15 protein-coding genes are annotated in these 17,286 nt (G+C 42.2%); 10 read left to right on the top strand and 5 right to left on the bottom strand.

Features of this window, described 5'->3' with window-relative positions; translation table 11 throughout:
- The first annotated feature begins 104 nt into the window (after positions 1-104).
- From purD to argF, 4 genes are all read left to right on the top strand, one after another.
- A complete protein-coding gene (gene purD, locus HY987_RS10160; protein WP_292758188.1) occupies positions 105-1,415 on the top strand; it encodes a phosphoribosylamine--glycine ligase in 1,311 nt (436 codons plus the stop codon).
- A gap of 65 nt (positions 1,416-1,480) precedes the next feature.
- The gene (locus HY987_RS10155; RefSeq protein ID WP_292758187.1) at positions 1,481-1,780 is read left to right on the top strand and encodes a hypothetical protein; all 300 of its coding nucleotides are present in this window, start codon (positions 1,481-1,483) and stop codon (positions 1,778-1,780) included.
- A 118-nt stretch (positions 1,781-1,898) separates the two neighbouring features.
- Complete coding sequence (locus HY987_RS10150; protein WP_292758185.1) at positions 1,899-2,045, top strand: hypothetical protein; 147 nt, start codon at positions 1,899-1,901, stop codon at positions 2,043-2,045.
- Between the two features lie 166 nt (positions 2,046-2,211).
- Entirely contained in the window at positions 2,212-3,117 is a 906-nt protein-coding gene (gene argF / locus HY987_RS10145) for an ornithine carbamoyltransferase (protein WP_292758183.1), read from the top strand.
- A gap of 76 nt (positions 3,118-3,193) precedes the next feature.
- On the opposite strand, the gene HY987_RS10140 is transcribed toward argF, so the two are convergent.
- The 4 genes from HY987_RS10140 to ilvD all read right to left on the bottom strand — a co-directional run bounded on the left by HY987_RS10140 (position 3,194) and on the right by ilvD (position 7,872).
- Positions 3,194-3,745: a TetR/AcrR family transcriptional regulator gene (locus HY987_RS10140; protein ID WP_292758181.1), complete on the bottom strand. Its 552-nt coding sequence runs from the start codon at positions 3,743-3,745 to the stop codon at positions 3,194-3,196.
- Positions 3,746-3,925: 180 nt separating this feature from the next.
- Positions 3,926-5,620: an arginine--tRNA ligase gene (gene argS / locus HY987_RS10135; protein WP_292758179.1), complete on the bottom strand. Its 1,695-nt coding sequence runs from the start codon at positions 5,618-5,620 to the stop codon at positions 3,926-3,928.
- A 99-nt stretch (positions 5,621-5,719) separates the two neighbouring features.
- On the bottom strand, positions 5,720-6,208 hold the full coding sequence (locus HY987_RS10130; RefSeq protein ID WP_292758177.1) for a signal peptidase I: 489 nt from the start codon (positions 6,206-6,208) through the stop codon (positions 5,720-5,722).
- A gap of 8 nt (positions 6,209-6,216) precedes the next feature.
- Complete coding sequence (ilvD, locus tag HY987_RS10125; protein WP_292758175.1) at positions 6,217-7,872, bottom strand: dihydroxy-acid dehydratase; 1,656 nt, start codon at positions 7,870-7,872, stop codon at positions 6,217-6,219.
- A 301-nt stretch (positions 7,873-8,173) separates the two neighbouring features.
- Between ilvD and HY987_RS10120 the strand changes: the two genes are divergently transcribed.
- From HY987_RS10120 to HY987_RS10100, 5 genes are all read left to right on the top strand, one after another.
- Positions 8,174-9,412 (top strand): MgtC/SapB family protein, encoded by a 1,239-nt coding sequence (locus HY987_RS10120; protein ID WP_292758173.1) that lies wholly within the window; start codon positions 8,174-8,176, stop codon positions 9,410-9,412.
- A 311-nt stretch (positions 9,413-9,723) separates the two neighbouring features.
- Positions 9,724-11,559, top strand: coding sequence for a threonine--tRNA ligase (locus HY987_RS10115; protein ID WP_292758171.1), 1,836 nt, complete (start codon positions 9,724-9,726; stop codon positions 11,557-11,559).
- Between the two features lie 146 nt (positions 11,560-11,705).
- Complete coding sequence (locus HY987_RS10110; protein WP_292758169.1) at positions 11,706-12,896, top strand: Xaa-Pro peptidase family protein; 1,191 nt, start codon at positions 11,706-11,708, stop codon at positions 12,894-12,896.
- Positions 12,897-13,074: 178 nt separating this feature from the next.
- Complete coding sequence (locus HY987_RS10105) at positions 13,075-13,863, top strand: ParA family protein (protein ID WP_292758167.1); 789 nt, start codon at positions 13,075-13,077, stop codon at positions 13,861-13,863.
- On the top strand, positions 13,860-14,282 hold the full coding sequence (locus HY987_RS10100) for an AAA family ATPase (RefSeq protein ID WP_292758165.1): 423 nt from the start codon (positions 13,860-13,862) through the stop codon (positions 14,280-14,282). Before HY987_RS10105 ends, HY987_RS10100 begins: the two co-directional genes overlap by 4 nt.
- Positions 14,283-14,445: 163 nt before the next feature.
- On the opposite strand, the gene HY987_RS10095 is transcribed toward HY987_RS10100, so the two are convergent.
- Complete coding sequence (locus HY987_RS10095) at positions 14,446-15,552, bottom strand: radical SAM protein (RefSeq protein WP_367146890.1); 1,107 nt, start codon at positions 15,550-15,552, stop codon at positions 14,446-14,448.
- Between the two features lie 240 nt (positions 15,553-15,792).
- Between HY987_RS10095 and cfbB the strand changes: the two genes are divergently transcribed.
- Positions 15,793-17,145: a Ni-sirohydrochlorin a,c-diamide synthase gene (cfbB, locus tag HY987_RS10090; protein ID WP_292758161.1), complete on the top strand. Its 1,353-nt coding sequence runs from the start codon at positions 15,793-15,795 to the stop codon at positions 17,143-17,145.
- Positions 17,146-17,286 lie beyond the last annotated feature (141 nt).

Below are 17,286 nucleotides of genomic sequence, written 5' to 3'. Positions count from 1 at the left end.
ACTCCTTTACAACTTTACTTTAAAAGACAGGGCAGATGATTAAGACCATGATATTATATGTGTGTGAAAATTAAAGATTTAATTTGAGAACTTGGAGGGTTATTATGAAGATTCTGGTGGTAGGAACTGGAGCAAGAGAGCACGCCATTTGTCAGGCATTACATGGAGAAGCTGATATTTATTCAATAATGAGTAATCAAAACCCGGGCATTGCCCGTATATCCCAATTCAAGATTGGTAATGAAATGGATATTGAAGGGGTGAAAAAACACGCCCTGAACATGAAAGTGGACATGGTCATAATCGGGCCAGAAGCACCCCTGGAGCATGGAATTGTGGACACACTTCAGGAAGCAGGAATTCCCTGTGTAGGACCAACCCAACAGGCTGCCAGGATCGAAACTGACAAGGCATTCATGCGTGATCTATTTACAAAACATAACATCTCCGGATCCATTGCCTACGGTGCATTTGACACAGTAGAAGATGCAGGTCAATTCATTGATGATTTTAAAAATGATGTGGTAGTAAAACCAGTGGGCTTAACCGGTGGAAAAGGTGTTAAAATCGTAGGAGAACACTTGAAAGACTCTGAAGAAGCTAAAAATTACGTTAAAGAGATCATTGATAATAAAATAGGTGGTCATGCCAGTGTGGTCATTGAAGAACGCCTGGTGGGGGAAGAATTCACAGTACAGGCTCTGGTGGATGGAGATCACCTGGTCCCAATGCCTGCAGTGCAGGACCATCCTCATGCCTACGAGGGAGATCAGGGACCCATAACGGGGGGAATGGGCTCCTACTCTGATAAAAACGGGCTTTTACCCTTCCTTGAATCGAAAGACTATGATGCGGCGGTTAAAGTAATGGAAGAAACCATTAACGCTGTTAAAAAAGAGGTTGGTCCTTATAAGGGAGTTCTTTACGGTCAATTTATGCTCTGTCGTGATGGGCCTAAACTGGTGGAATACAACGCCCGTTTCGGTGACCCAGAAGCCATGAATGTCCTACCACTCCTGGAAACCAGTATGGTTGAATTATGCCAGGGCGTGGTGGATGGAAACCTTAAAAAGGCCCAGTTCAGGCATCAAGCAACTGTATGCAAATACCTGGTACCCAACGGTTACCCTGAAAGTGGAAAAGCCGGCCAGCCCATCCAAGTGGATGAAGACAAAATAAAAGCAGAGGGTGGGATGGTGTTTTACGCTGCAGTAAACCAGAAAGATGGAAATGTGTTAACCACTGGTTCCCGGGCATTGGGCCTGGTAACCACTGCAGATAGTATACAAGACGCGGAAGAACGATGTGAAAGGGCTACTCAGTATGTGCAGGGGGACCTGTACCACCGTAGTGATGTGGGAACTGATGAACTTATCTTGAAGCGTATCCAGCATATGAAAGAAATTCGCAAATAATAATTGATTAAAAATTCACGGCTGAAACTAGGTCACCTGAGTAAACCATATTAATGGCGGTTTTAATGACCAGATCCCGGAGATATCTCAACAACCTGCCCAATGTTGAAAACATTAAGGATCTTGCAAGAGATATACTGGACTGTGAGTTGAAACTGGACCGGGCCATACAAGACAATGCAAAGGTAAAAGATGATATTCTAGTACTGGAAACTCAACTTTTATCCTTTGATAACGAGGAAAACCCTCAAAAAATAAAAAATACACAGGTAAAGTTAGAAAAGTTACCCCATGTTTTATTTTCAAATGATAAAAAAATTGCTGGTCTGAAAAAAAAAGATTTTTTCTTCCAAATCCCTGGTTGATGAAGAGATAAGGGAAGGCCTATCCCAACTTTTTCACCAGGCAAAATCAGACCTGGATGAAGCGCAACATGGCATTATCAAACACCAACAATTGGTAGAAGAAGCACAGAGAAGGCTTATGAATAGTCCTGCGGAAGAGTTTCATAAATATCGTGATGAATGGATTCGACATGTGAAGACAGTCATTGAATATGAAGAAAAGGTTAAAAAAAGTGAAAAACAGCTTGAAGCGACTAAAAGAGTTTACAGGCTTGAATTCGGTTAAAAATCTCACTATATTTATTTCATTCTTTTCATAAACTTTAAGTAAAAGTATCCGCAGATATTCCTACTTCAGAAGTAATAATAAAACTGGTAATAATAAAAACAGAATTATATTACTTTCACTATAATTTTTATTAAAAAATGAGGACAATTTAAGGGATGAGGCTATGAAAAACCTTTTATCCGCGTTAGACGCACAAAACAATCTGGATGAAATACTGGAAAAAGCGGAACAGTTTAAAAAAGGACAGGGTCCTGAAAAACCATTAAAGGGAAAATCTCTGGCAATGGTTTTTGAGAAATCTTCAACCCGCACCAGAATATCCTTTGAAGTAGGCATGTATCAGCTGGGTGGCCATCCCCTGTACCTGTCTGCTTCTGACCTTCAGTTAGGAAGGGGAGAGATCATTCCGGACACAGCCCGGGCAATGAGTCGCTATGTTGATGGTATTATGATCAGGGCACGTGAACATGAAGACGTCCTCCAGTTTGCCAAGTACGCGGACATACCGGTGATAAATGGTTTAACTAACCTGGAACACCCCTGCCAGGCATTCACTGATATATTCACCATACTAGAGCGTAAAAATACTTTAGATCTTCAGATGACATTTATGGGTGATGGAAACAATGTTTGCAACTCCTTATTACTGGCAACAGCCATGGTTGGCATGGATTTCACTGTAGCTTGCCCTCAGGGTTATGAGCCGGATCCGGTTATTTTAGAAGAGGCCCAGAAGATTGCCCAGAAATCAGGTTCAGTAATTAAAGTCACCAGTGATGTTGCCGAAGCAGTTAATGATGCTGATGTACTTTACACTGATGTATGGGTTAGTATGGGTGATGAAGAAGAAGAAGCCCAGAGAATTATGGATATGCAGGATTACCAAGTCAACCAGGATATCCTGGCCATGGCTGCCGATGATGCAATGGTCTTGCACTGTCTTCCTGCTATCAGGGGTCAGGAAATAACTGAAGAAGTCTTAAACGGCCCACAATCAGCAGTTTGGGATCAGGCTGAAAACAGGCTGCATGTGCAGAAGGCCATAATGTACATTTTGCTTAAGAGTTAGATTTTAAGATTACCCAAAGTTGGAATTAAAACCATTAATCAGAAGAAAAGAAAAAAAATAAGTTGATAAAATAAATTTACAGTTCCAGACATTTGGAATTATAATTTATAAACTCTTCAATAGCCTGATCTAAGTCAAAGAACTGGGTTTCTGTTTTTTTATTTAAAATAATGAAATACAGGAAACTTAAGATCATAAAAGATAGCACATTAGGATCTGTCTTGTGATTTGGGAAAACCTTTTTCAAGTAATTTCTCAGATGCACGATGAATGTTTCAGTAATTGAATTGGAAATCCTCTGTCTTTCATAAACTATTATATTCACATATTCAAAATTCCTTTCAACCAGTTCTGCAAGGTTCATTACTAACCTTCGGTATTGATCTTTAGGATCTGTTAACTCCTCATCTATAACCAGCAGAGAATCGAAATCTTCCATAATTCTTTCTTTATTCTCAGTTAAAACCCGATTAAAAAGATTTTCTTTAGTTTCGAACTTTCTGAATAATGTCATTTCAGTGAAACCAGATTTTTCGGCTATTATACGAGTTCTAGCTCCACTATATCCTTTTTCGGAGAAAACTTCTAAAGCGGCGTCTAATATTTTTTGTTCAGTATTAGTAGGCATTAAATACATCCCTTGAAATGAGTTTTTTTGTAATAGGTTGTTTTTTCAGTATTTGTATCATCAGTTATATCATATTAAGAGATTTGCTCCCTTCTGTTCAACAACCTTAATAAAGGTTTAAATAACCATTTAAAGCACATTAATAGTAATTATTATTTTATTATTTTCTCTTCCTCGGGGCTACATTGATATTGGGGCTTCTATTCCAAGAAGATCAAGGCAGTTTCTAATGGTTATCCTGGATTTATCTACCATAAGTAGTCGTAACAGTTCTTTTTCAGATCCAATAACGGGAACGGATTTATAGAACTTGTTGAAGGCACCGGCCACTTCAAGGGCGTACTGGGCCACAGGGTGAACCCTTAGATCATGAGCTGAGTCGGCAATTATACTGCTGAATCTGGCAAGGGTTTTTAAGAGGTCAACTTCAAGTGTATCCATATCCTGGAAGTTCAAAGCACCCATATCTACCTTAGATGGGGTGAATTCCTCTGCTTTTTCCAGTAGTTTACATGCTCGTGCATGTGCATACTGGATAGATGCACATCCTCTCTCAAAACTCAATGCTTCATCCCATTTGAATACAATGTGTTTTTCAGGGGATAATCGTGCGATGTAGTAGCGTATAGCTCCCACACCAATGACTTTAGCAATTTCCCTTTTCTCATCTTCATTTAGTTCCGGTCTTCTTTCATCTAATTCTACCCTGGCCCTCGTTGTGGCTTCATCTATCAGCTGATCCACACTGATGAACACTCCCCTCCGGGTGGACATGGATCCCTCTGGCAGAGTGATGAACTCATAGAAAATAACATCAGGACTGGCACCGCCCAGTAGTCCCAGGGCAATTTTCAGCTGGTCAATGGCCAGTTTATGATCTGAACCCAGAACATCCACCACCTGATCAGAGTTTTCAGATTTCTGCAGGTGATATGCCAAGTCCCTGGTGGTGTAAAGGGAGGTTCCATCGGAACGGGTTAAAATAAGCTCTTTTTCAATTCCGTAATCATTTAAATCAAGATAGAGAACATCATTTTGTTTAGTGTACTCTTCCAGGTTTTTCAGTATCTTATCCAGGGAACCATCCCTGACAAACTGGCTTTCCCAGACGAAAGAGTCGTGGGTTATGTTCATACGCTCTGAAGTATTTTCTACCCCTTCCAAACACGTGCTAACCACCTCCTTAAACATAGATTCCAGTTCAGGGGGGTTTTCTTCTTCATATGTTTTTAAGATCAAGTCTATCTGGGTTTTAATTTCTGGATTTGCCTTTAACTCCTGATTAACCTGGAAGTAAAGTTTACCTATCTCCACATCTCCTTTTTCATCAGGGTCCATCTGATAGTCCAGGTTTTGGAGTCCCCACACGATCATGGCAATCTGTCGTCCCATATCATTAACATAGTACTGGGTTTCCACCTTGAAACCAGCTGCTAAGAGAACACGGGCCAGTGAATCGCCTATAATGGCGTTTCTGATGTGTCCAATGTGTAACGGGCCGTTGGGATTGGCAGAGGTGTGTTCCAGGATTATCTTCTCATTTATACTCTCTAATGACCCATAATCATCCTTTATTGATTCTAAAACCATTCTGGAAAATATTTCGGGGTCAAAGAAAAAGTTAATGTAGGGTCCCTTGGACTCCACACTTTTAAAAGGGGAAGTTAATTCAATGTTTTCTACCATTGTTGCTGAGATTTCCACTGGGGATTTTTTCAGTGATGATGCTAATTGAAAAGCCACTGATGTGGCCAGATCACCCATATCTGGGTTTGGAGGCACTTCGAATTTGATTTCAGCGGTTTCTTCCCATCCGAGATCTTGAATTGCTTTTTGAACGGATTTAATAGCTGTTTGTTCCAGTTTTCTGTACATGAATTCACCTGTAAACATGATGTTTTTTTGTGATGGGTTAGATTATGATAATTTTATTGGATTAATTTTAGTGCATTAAAAATAAATAGAATCAGTGGATTAAAGTCCACGGATCCATAGAGTTATGTAACCTATTTTAGGGATTACCAGGGGCTGGCTACCTATGCTCACCACTTTGGCCTGGACCTGGCTTGTTGAAACCAGGCTAGGGTCCGCTTTGGGATTATTATCCCCCTTGGTAACGTAATATGTTTGCCCGTCAGATCCTGTTTGGATGCTGATTATGCGATGAATAACCGGTTCAGGGAACCAGGTGGCATTATATATGATAATATCTCCCACTTTCAGATCAGAGGGGTTTATTTCCTGTATGCCCAGGAAGTTGGTTTTTTCAATGACCACCACGTCTCCCCGGTAGAAAACGGGTTCCATACTCCCTGAAACCACCACGTTCAGGTGCTGGGCCAGTATAATTCCCACCAGTATGATTATAACATAACTTGCTATCTCCCTTCCCATACTAGTGGATTTTTCCTTGGATTTAGGTGTCTGATTAGCCTTTTCATTTTTTCTCTGTTTTTTAGCCATTAAACCACCTATTTTAAAACGGCACCTTCATCAGCAGAACTGGCCATTTTACTGTAACGTGCTAACCATCCCTTCAACTGCTTTTCAGGGTGTTTAACAGTCTGGAGCCTTTGTTCAATTTCATCTTCTGCAACCACCAGTTCCAGTTTTCTCTGGGGTATGTTAATCCTTATTAGATCACCATCTCTAACCACGGCAATCGGCCCATTACCCATGGCTTCTGGTGAAACATGGCCGATACACGGACCTCTGGTTCCTCCGGAGAATCTTCCATCGGTTATGAGGGCCACAGATTTGATTCCCATTCCAGATATTGCAGAGGTAGGATTAAGCATTTCCCTCATGCCTGGACCTCCACGGGGGCCTTCGTAACGGATGACTATCACATCTTGTTCCTGGATCTTACCCTGAAATATGGCTTTGGTGGCTTCTTCTTCACTGTTAAAGACTTTAGCAGGACCCTCATGGGTTAACATGTCTGGGTTAACCGCGGCCTGCTTCACCACAGAACCGTTAGGGGCTAAACTACCTTTTAAAACGGCAATACCGCCTTCCTGGTGCACCGGGCTGTCCATTGGGTGTATAACTGTACTATCTAGAACTTCAGCTGCACTGATGTTGTTTCCCATGGATTCACCAGTACAGGTAAGGGCACCCTGAACGATCTTATCTCCTAAAACCTTTAACACAGCAGGTATGCCTCCGGCCTTGTGCAGGTCAAGCATGGTATGTTTACCTGAGGGGCTGATTGCAGCCAGATGTGGTATTTTGCGACTGTAACTATCGAAAAGCTCTAAATTAACTTCAACTCCCTTATCTCTTAGCTCATGGGCTATGGCGGGTAGGTGCAGTGCGGTGTTGCTGGATCCTCCCAGGGCCAGATCCACCACCACGGCGTTGTTAAAGGCATCCTGGGTCATGATCATGGAGGGGGTGATGTTCTTCTCCACCAGTTCCATTATTTTCTCCCCGGATTCCCGGGCCAGCTGGATCTTACGGGAATCCACAGCATGGGTGGTGGCACAGTAGGGCAGACTCATTCCCATGGCCTCAGTTAAACAGGCCATACTGTTGGCAGTGAAGAGTCCTGCACATGATCCTGCTCCAGGACAGGCGCAACGTTCCAGTTCATCCAGTTCTTCTTCACTCATCTTCCCTGCGGAAACCTTACCCACTGCTTCGAAAACATTGATTAGGTCTACAGCTTCCCCTTTGTATTCTCCAGGGAGCATAGGACCACCGGTAACCACTATAGATGGTATGTCCAGGCGGGCAGCAGCCATCAGCATACCTGGCACGATCTTATCACAGGTGGGTATAAGAACCAGGGCATCCAGACTGTGGGCCTGGGCCATGCTCTCCACGGTGTCAGCCACGATTTCACGACTGGCCAGTGAATAACGCATTCCCTCATGGTTCATGGCAATTCCATCACAAATAGCCATAGTGCTGAACTCAAAAGGAACACCTCCGGCCTGGCTGATTCCCATTTTAACTGCATCAGCAATTTGTTTTAGATGAATATGTCCGGGAACTATGTCTGTAAAACTGTTAGCCACTCCAATGAATGGTTTTCCCATTTCAGCATCGGTTACACCACAAGCCCGTAAAAGGGAACGGTGAGGGGCTCTTTGCATCCCCTTTTTTATGTTATCGCTTCTCATCAAATCACCTGTGATTTACAAAATAATAATATCGTAAACTTATAATGTTATAATTATGTTGTAACCACTTTTAAATGCTATCTCTTTTTGAGGGTAAAATTTATGCATTGGATGAACAATCTTCCCATCAATGTCCTTTTCAATTGGATCACTGGAACAAAGTGCAGTTATTCATTTATATCCTCATTGGAGTATTAATTTTTTAAATAAAGCAGAATCATCTTTTAAGCATCTTCAGCATTGGTTATTCTTAAATTAAATCTGAAAATTTCATATAAATCATAGATATATAATTAATAACATGGACACTCTACTCATTTTAAAGTTCCTCATCGCCCTGGCAATAGGTGCCTTGATAGGTATTGAAAGGGAGCGAAAACAAGAGGGGGCTGAGTTTGCAGGGATTCGAACCTTTATTTTAATTGCCATCATGGGAACCATCTCTGCCTACATCTCCCAATTCTTTCCCTACTTTTGGATTGTAGCCTTTGCTGGGCTGGTGGTCCTGGTGGTCCTGAGTTACCTGGTAACCACCCGGAAAAATGGTGATGTGGGGATAACCACTGAAGTTGCTGCTTTTTTAACCTTTGCCCTGGGGTTAGTCTGTTTCACTGATGAGGGAATGCTGGTGGCTCCTATTTTCGCCATAATCATCACCACTCTCCTGGCGGTTAAACCTCACCTTCACCAGTTCGCCCACCGGATAAGTGAAAAGGAGTTGATAAACACCCTTAAATTCTTGATAATCGCCTTTGTAATCCTCCCGCTCCTTCCAGATGAGGTTATGGGGCCCCTGGCCGTGTTTAATCCTTTCCAGATCTGGTTGATGGTGGTTTTCATATCCGCCATCAGCTTCACTGGTTACATACTCATGAAGTTCATTGGCCCTGAGAAGGGGCTGGGTGTCACTGGAATCGTTGGGGGTTTGGTGTCCAGTACCGCAGTGGCCACCTCCATGGCTGCCAGAGTTAAAGAATCAGGACTTTTAATGAAGGCCGCGGTATTCGCCACAGTGGTAGCCAGTTCCATGATGTTCCTCAGGATGCTCTTCGAGGTTTCAGTTATCAATCCAAGCCTGCTTCCACAGTTATCTGCCCCTATGCTGGTAATGGGTGTTTTGGGTATAATATTGGGGGTTATTATCTGGAAAAAAACTGAAGTTCGGCAGATGGATGCAGATCTCAAACTGGATAACCCCTTCTCATTAAAACCCGCCCTGATATTCGGAGCCCTCTTCCTGGGAATTTTATTCCTTTCCAAGATCGCTAACATCTACCTGGGAAGTGGTGGTGTCTACCTGGCCAGCATAATCTCGGGAGTGGCTGATGTGGATGCTATTACCATCAGCATGGCCTTATTAGCCCCTGAAACTATTCCTCCCACCACTGCAGTGACTGCCATTACCCTGGCAGCTATCTCCAATACGGTTTTCAAATTTTTAATAGCATTATTCCTGGGAACAAGAAAATTCGGTCGGAATATTGGAATAATTTTTTTAGTCATCATCATTGCAGGGTTAATTACCATACTGGTGTTTTAAGAATGAATTCTTCGAGTTAAACTTACATTCATTCTTTATTAAAATTCCATTGAAATTTATTTTTTTAACGTAATGACTTTCTTAAACTTCTTAATTTTCATTTACATTTTAAAAATATCAGTTTAATATTTCTACAATTCTACCCTATTATGAGGGTTAAACCAGGGTCACCGGGAATCTTAAAAGAAGAGGTAGCTTATAAATAACATCAAGACAGAACTTTATTTTTAGTGTATCTAGTCTTGACTGTAAAGATTAACAGATAAGTAACATTAACATATGACTAACTGAGTTTATATTAAGGTGGTAGCATGCGCATACTTTTGATTCATTCTGATCATTTGAAGTACCAAACCAAATCCAAAACACGAATCGCAGAGGAAATAGACGACGAGAAGAAGAAAGGCCAGTTTGAAAATGCCCTGGTGGTTTTCACTGCTGTGGAAAAGGAAGATGAAGAAAACCCAGTGGCAGTGGTTGAAAACGCTGTGAAAGAGATAATGGATGTATCGGGTAAAATTAAAGCGGAAAACATTGTAATTTACCCCTACGCTCATTTAAGCTCATCTTTAGGGGCTCCAGATGCAGCCAAGAAGATCCTCATCAATCTGGAATCAGAACTCCTGGCCCGGGATTTACCAGTCAGCAGGGTGCCTTTTGGATGGTACAAATCATTCGAAGTCTCCTGCAAAGGACATCCCCTATCCGAGCTCTCCAGGAGTATAACCTCTGAATCTGCCGAAGAAAAAGAAGAAGAATCTCCAGATGAAGAAGAATCACAATTTTACATGTTAAAAGACGGGGAACTTCTGGACACCGAGAACTACAGTTACCAGAACAGGGACCTTAAAAAACTGGTGGATTATGAACTGGGAAGGGGGGAATCCACTGGGGATGAACCACCACATGTGAAGCTCATGCGGGAGAAAAAACTGGCAGATTACGAACCATCTGCGGATGTAGGACACCTCCGATGGTATCCTAAAGGCCGGCTCATCCGTGACCTTTTATCTGATTATGTTTACACGTTGGTAACTGACCGGGGTGCCATGCCTGTGGAAACACCCATCATGTACGATCTGGCCGATGATGCCATCCGGGTGCACGCTGAGAAATTCGGAGAACGCCAGTACAGAATGGGAGGCGGTAAAAAAGACCTCATGCTCAGGTTCGCGGCCTGTTTCGGAGCCTTCAGAATTCTAGCAGACTCATTCTTAACCTGGAAGAACCTTCCAGTGGGTATTTACGAGCTTTCAACCTACAGTTTCCGTCTGGAGAAGAAGGGAGAAGTTGTGGGTTTAAAACGACTCCGTGGATTCACCATGCCCGACCTGCACACTGTTTGTGCTGATTTGGAACAGTCTCTCCAAGAATTTGAGGGTCAGATCGAGATGTGCAAAAAGACAGGCGAAGACCTGGATGTGAACTATGAAGTCATTTTCCGGGCCACAGCTGATTTCATGGAAGAAAACCGGGAATGGATCAACAAAGCAGCCGCAATGATCGGTAAACCAGTTCTCATGGAGATACTCCCGAAGCGTAAACATTACTGGATATGTAAAATGGACTTTGCAGCTATCGATGCACTGGGAAGGCCAATTGAAAATCCCACCATACAGATCGACGTGGAAAGTGGGGAAAGATTCGGAATCACCTACATTGACTCCGAAGAGCATGAACACCACCCTCTCATCTTACACTGCAGCCCCACTGGAAGTATTGAACGGGTTATATGCAGTTTACTTGAAAAATCCGCCCTGGACATGAAAGAAAAAGTCCCCATGTTACCGGTGTGGCTGGCACCCACCCAGGTACGGGTTATACCTATAGCAGAGCGACACATGGAATATGCAAATAAAATTGCACAGCAAATAAAGGACGCTCACATAAGGGTGGATGTGGATGACCGGCCAGAAACAGTGGGTAAGAAGATCCGGAACGCCGGAGGAGAATGGGCATCCTATGTCATTGTAATAGGTGACCGTGAAATGGAAGGCTCTGAGTTAACAGTCAATGTCAGGGAAACCGGTCAAAAGGTATCCATGGGCATCCAGGAACTTATCGATGTTATAAAACTGGAGACTGAAGGAATGCCATTCAGGCCACTGCCCTTGCCAATGGACATCTCCCGAAGGGTTAACTTCTAATGAGTTAACTTTTCACCTATTCCCAAATATTTCATGAAATAGATTCATTCAAATAAATAAGAATTTCACAATATTATAATAGAAATTCATCAATAAAAATGATTCTTAAAATCACAGGTTAGGAGTAAATTACGGAGTAAATAACTATGGAAAAAGTTCCTTTATCTCAACTTGAGGGCAGGATAAGGTCTTTTAAAAATGTGATGGTTAATTCCAATCCTGAATGGGAAATGGCAGTAATTTTCAGCAAAATCAACCTATACTACTTCACCGGTACCATGCAGGATGGTATGCTCATCATCCCCCGAGAAGGAGATCCCACCTTATGGGTACGGCGCAGCTACCAGAGGGCTCAGGATGAATCATTATTTCCCTTCATTAAACCTATGAGAAGTTTTCGAGATGCCCGCAGGGACATCGAAACCCTCCCTGATACAGTGTACCTGGAAACAGAAGTGGTACCTCTGGCTATGTATCAACGTTTTACTAAACATTTTTCTTTTAATGAATTTCGCTCTGTTGATTTGCAGTTGGCTGGTGTCCGGGCAGTTAAAAGCAACTACGAGCTTTCATTTATGCGGAAGTCTGGAAAGATCCACCAGCACGTCCTGGAGGACCTTGGACCAGAAATGCTACGCGAAGGGATGAGTGAAGCTGATCTGGCTGTTGAATTATTTTCGGTTCTGGTAGAAGAGGGCCATGATGGATTAACCCGTTTTGGAATGTTTGATAATGAGATGGTGGTGGGCCATGTTGGTTTTGGTGATAGTTCCATTTACCCCACCTATTTTGATGGTGCCAGCGGAACTCGTGGATTAAGCCCAGCAGCACCAGTTTTAGGAAGCCGCCATCGGAAGCTCGAAAAAGGTGACTTGGTATTTGTGGATGTGGGCTGTGCTGTTAATGGATACAACACTGATAAGACCATGACCTACATGTATGGTAGTGCATTACCTGATCATGCCCTGGAAGCCCATCAGAGGTGTGTGGAAGTCCAGAATGAGATAGCTCGATTGCTGAAACCTGGTGCAATTCCCTCCAGGATATATAGTGAGATAATGAATAACCTGGATGATGAATTCCTGGAAAACTTCATGGGCTTCGGACCACGTAAAGTGAAGTTCTTAGGACACGCAATAGGCTTGTTGATCGATGAACTTCCGGTGATTGCTGAAAGATTCGACCAGCCACTCCAGGAGGGCATGGTATTTGCAGTGGAGCCTAAAAAAGGAATTAAAGGTGTGGGTATGGTGGGAATTGAAAATACTTTTATTGTAACTCCCCGCGGAGGAGAATGTATTACCGGGGATAATCCTGGATTGATCCCTGTATTTTAAACCATAGTTTGTCCCCTGTATTTTAACCTATAATTTTTCATTAATTCATATTGATTTTTTTAGTTAAATTCGTCTTATTCTTTTTACTAACTCTTCTGAAAACTTTAAATATTATAACTTATAACTTATACTTATAACTTATAAGAAATTTCAAAAAAAATATAATTGGAGAACCATTATGGCCGAAGTAATATCAATACTCAATCAGAAAGGGGGTTGTGGTAAAACCACCACTGCAGTAAACCTTTCTGCAGCATTAGCACTGTTAGGTAAGAAAGTTCTGGTAATTGACATGGACCCGCAGGCCAATGCCACCACGGCTTTCGGGGTGGAGAAAAACGAGGAAAATTCAGTTTACCGAGTTTTAACCGGGGAACAAACAGTAGCTGAGGCAATTGTCTCCACAGAAATTTCAGAACTGGACCTCCTTCCCAGCCACATCTCACTCAGCGGGGCTGAAATAGAGCTCAGTAAAGATATTGGATTCCCATTCATACTAAAAGAATCCATGGATGGTCTTTTGGATGGTTATGACTACGTTTTACTGGATGTACCACCTTCTCTGGGTATCCTAACCATCAATGCCCTGGTAGCTGCAGATAGTGTTATCATACCTATCCAGGCTGAGTTCTATGCTTTGGAGGGAATGGCTGATCTTTTGGATGCCATGAAACTGGTTGAAAGTCGTTTAAACAGTCCTTCACCTATAAAGGGAATATTAATCACTCTTTATGATTCACGTACCCGACTGGGCCGGGATGTTTACCATAATGTTAAACAGTACTTCGGTGACACTGAATACATTTTTAAAACCACCATTCCTCGTAATGTGAAACTGGCCGAGGCTCCCAGCCATGGAAAACCATGTATTATTTATGATGATGAATGTATAGGGACTGAAGCCTACAATGACCTTGCTAAGGAATTTTTAGCCTTGAATGAATCTGATGGGGAGGATAATAAATGACTCCTGCTAAAAAAGGTGAAAGTGCATTGGGAAGAGGACTGGATGCCCTCATTCGGAAAGAAAAACCCAAAAATGAGGATAAACAGGGGAACGTTGAAAAAACAGTACCTGTAGAGAAGAAGGCACCGGGGAAAACAGCTGCTGTAAGTTCTTCAAAAGTTAAAAGTTCTCCCAAAGTTAGGAAACCCAGAAAACCCAAGGAAGATCCCAATAAAATCATTATTGATGGGGTGGTTCTGGAGGTACGTAAAAATCCTCGAATATCCTTATGGTCTGCAAAATCAGCGGCTGTTTTGAGATTTTTAAAAAATACCAAACCGGCATTTAGTATAAGTAAGGAGGCATCTGCCCTTATTGAGGAGGCAGTGCAACAGAAATATCCTGAGATCTGGGAAATGTTTGAAAAGGAAGATTTTTAGAAATTAGTGGTTAAACGGGGGTGGTTAGTTATAAGTTATAATTAATTATAAGTTAGAACTTATTAGTTATAACTTATAACTTTCTTTTTTTTATAGATCATTTGAAGTTTACAAATTTTTAGACACCTTAAAAAATACATCAAACTAATACATCAAACTAATTTTAAAATGATAGGGTGGTTTGCCTGGCACGGTTCAACTGGATGAATGGTTCGGCTCTTTTTGCTACCACACCTAGTTTTTTGAGTTCATCAAGTTCAGTGAATTTTACTCCTTTTCTCCGGGCGTCGGTGATCCTCTGGGCGGATTTTTTACCAATGCCAGGGATACGCATCAGCTCTTTAAAACTGGCTTCATTTATTTCCACAGGGAATTCTTCAGGGTGAGATTTTGCCCAGAGCAATTTAGGATCTTCATTCAAGAGGATGAAACCTTCATCATCCAAAATAATCTCATCCAGTGAAAAACCATAGGAATTCAGGAGAAACTGGGCTTGGTACAGCCGGGGTGTTCGTTTCTCTTCAGGTTTGGTTTGATCTGCCAGTGGGGTTTCTTTAAGCGGTTCAAAAGGGCTGAGGTAACTTAGATTGATATTCAAATGTTTATGGAGCCATTCGGCTCGTTTCAATACATCCTGATCAGTTTCATTGTTGGCCCCTACAATTATTTGAGTGCTTTGACCCGAAGGGGTCAGTTCGTGGTGACGTTTTTTAAGACGTCCGATCCATTTCATTCTCCGCAGGACATCGTTATGATAGTCTTTAGTGCTGGTGAGCTCCTGGAAACCAGCTGCAGTGGCTGATTCAAGGTTCACACTCACCCGGTCTGCCAGGTTCATGGCCCTTTTAATCATGTCATAGGAAGCTCCGGGAATTATTTTAAGGTGTATGTAACCCTTGTACTCGTATTCCAGGCGCAGTTTACGGGCTACTTCCACCATATTTTCCATGGCCACATCAGCATCACCGGGCATCCCTGAACTTAAAAAAAGCCCTTCAGCATAGTGATTCTGATAATAGTGGAGAAAAACTGATATTAACTCTTCCGGTGAAAATTCAATCCTTTCAAAATGGTTATGGCAGTGATTGATGCAGTAGTTACAGTCACTGGTGCAGTGATTGCTCATCAATACCTTGAATAATGGGACCTGGCAACCCCCTTGAGTTCGGGCATGGTAAATCCCAGGCAGGTTACGGGAGGTGAAATTCTCTTGATTAAACCCTACATAGTTACAGAGGTCGTACTGGGAGGCTTCACCCAGAATACGCAATTTTTGTATCTCCATCAAGTTTCTTTATATTCATTAAGATAAATAAAAATTTAGAAAGAGCAGATGAAAAGTAAATTGTTGATTATTCTAACTACTCAGGCATTCATACTGGAACCGAGGTCATTATGTGCCAGAATAGTTTTTTTAATTATTTTAATATATCCTTTGTAATTATTTTAATATCCCACTTTTTTTATACATGTCGCCACTTTTATAATAAAGACGGTTCTTATTAGACACATGAGATTAGTACTGGCAGGCACAGGTAGCGCGGTGGGGAAGACTACTATCTCCACCGGGATAATGAAGGCCCTCTCCCATGAACAGGAAGTCCAACCCTATAAAGCAGGCCCGGATTATATTGATACCACTTATCATACCATGGCCACTGGAAATGTTAGCCGAAACCTGGATTCATTTTTCATGAGTGACGGCCAGATCCGTGAGGCATTTGAAAGGGGTTTGAAGATTTCAAATTCAAAGATAGGGGTTATAGAAGGTGTAAGGGGCCTTTATGAAGGAATAAGCCCCACTGGGGATGTGGGAAACACCGCTTCAATCGCTAAAGCACTAAATGCACCGGTTGTTCTTATTTTAAATTCCCGTAGCTTGGTTAAAAGTGCCGCCGCCATTGTTATTGGTTTTAAAACCCTGGATCCCACCATACGGATTGAAGGGGTCATTCTGAATCTGGTTAAAAACAGGAAACACTACCTCAAGACCAAGGAGGCAGTTGAAAAACTGGCAAACACCCCAGTAATTGGAGGTATTCCTCGGGATGATGCCATCAGTGTTGAGCAACGTCACCTGGGCCTGGTACCGGCAGTGGAAAGGGAAAACATCAAACGGAACATTGAAGACTGGGGCCAGGTCATGGAGGAGAACATAGATCTGGACGCACTTGTTAACATAATGAAAGGTGCGGGGAAACTGCCTGAAGGTCGGGAGCCACTATTCCAGCAGGAAAACACCCGGAAAGTTAAAATGGGCATTGCCCGAGATGAAGTGTTCACCTTTTACTACCAGGATAACCTGGAAGCACTCGAATCCAACAATGCAAAGCTGGTTTATTTCAGTCCGTTACATGATGAGGGGGTGCCAGATGTGGATGGAATCTACATTGGTGGAGGTTATCCTGAAATTTTTGCCCGGGAACTGGAGGCCAACCAGTCCATGCGCAGATCCATAGAAAAATTCCACCAGGAAGGGCGACCTATCTATGCTGAATGTGGAGGATTAATGTACCTCACCCGTTCCATAAACCAGCACCAGATGTGTGATGTGTTCGGTTACCACTCCCACATGACTAAAAAACCCCAGGCATTGAGCTACGTCATTGCCAGGGCAGAACATGATAACATAATCATCCCGGAAGGAGAGACCTTCCATGGTCATGAGTTCCACTATTCCAAACTTGAACTGGAAGGCCAGAAACCGAAATTCGCATTCAACATCCTGAGGGGTCAGGGAGTGGTTGATTCCATGGATGGATTGATGAGCAAGAACACCCTGGCCAGTTACGTGCATACTCATGTGGCAGCATGCCCCACCTTTGCCAGTAGACTGGTTAAAACTGCATCAGGAGATTATTAGGATTAAAAATTATTAGTTTTTACTTCAAATTTTTTTTAATTCCTTAATTTTATTATTAAATTATTTTTTTTAATTTTTTTTAAGATTAATTAAACTCTTAAATTCATAATAAACATTATTTAGCAAGGATTTACTATTTTC

The organism is Methanobacterium sp. (genome assembly GCF_016217785.1).
Taxonomy (GTDB): Archaea; Methanobacteriota; Methanobacteria; order Methanobacteriales; family Methanobacteriaceae; genus Methanobacterium.
This window is presented reverse-complemented; position numbering and strand designations above follow the sequence as displayed.

Bases quoted from the DNA above. Each gene is read 5' to 3' on its own strand.
- HY987_RS10140 (WP_292758181.1), bottom strand. From the start codon at position 3,745: ATGCCTACTAATACTGAACAAAAAATATTAGACGCCGCTTTAGAAGTT.
- HY987_RS10155 (WP_292758187.1), top strand. From the start codon at position 1,481: ATGACCAGATCCCGGAGATATCTCAACAACCTGCCCAATGTTGAAAAC.
- cfbB (WP_292758161.1), top strand. From the start codon at position 15,793: ATGAGATTAGTACTGGCAGGCACAGGTAGCGCGGTGGGGAAGACTACT.
- HY987_RS10100 (WP_292758165.1), top strand. From the start codon at position 13,860: ATGACTCCTGCTAAAAAAGGTGAAAGTGCATTGGGAAGAGGACTGGAT.
- purD (WP_292758188.1), top strand. From the start codon at position 105: ATGAAGATTCTGGTGGTAGGAACTGGAGCAAGAGAGCACGCCATTTGT.
- HY987_RS10110 (WP_292758169.1), top strand. From the start codon at position 11,706: ATGGAAAAAGTTCCTTTATCTCAACTTGAGGGCAGGATAAGGTCTTTT.
- HY987_RS10120 (WP_292758173.1), top strand. From the start codon at position 8,174: ATGGACACTCTACTCATTTTAAAGTTCCTCATCGCCCTGGCAATAGGT.
- HY987_RS10115 (WP_292758171.1), top strand. From the start codon at position 9,724: ATGCGCATACTTTTGATTCATTCTGATCATTTGAAGTACCAAACCAAA.
- argF (WP_292758183.1), top strand. From the start codon at position 2,212: ATGAAAAACCTTTTATCCGCGTTAGACGCACAAAACAATCTGGATGAA.
- ilvD (WP_292758175.1), bottom strand. From the start codon at position 7,872: ATGAGAAGCGATAACATAAAAAAGGGGATGCAAAGAGCCCCTCACCGT.
- argS (WP_292758179.1), bottom strand. From the start codon at position 5,620: ATGTACAGAAAACTGGAACAAACAGCTATTAAATCCGTTCAAAAAGCA.
- HY987_RS10105 (WP_292758167.1), top strand. From the start codon at position 13,075: ATGGCCGAAGTAATATCAATACTCAATCAGAAAGGGGGTTGTGGTAAA.
- HY987_RS10130 (WP_292758177.1), bottom strand. From the start codon at position 6,208: ATGGCTAAAAAACAGAGAAAAAATGAAAAGGCTAATCAGACACCTAAA.
- HY987_RS10150 (WP_292758185.1), top strand. From the start codon at position 1,899: ATGAATAGTCCTGCGGAAGAGTTTCATAAATATCGTGATGAATGGATT.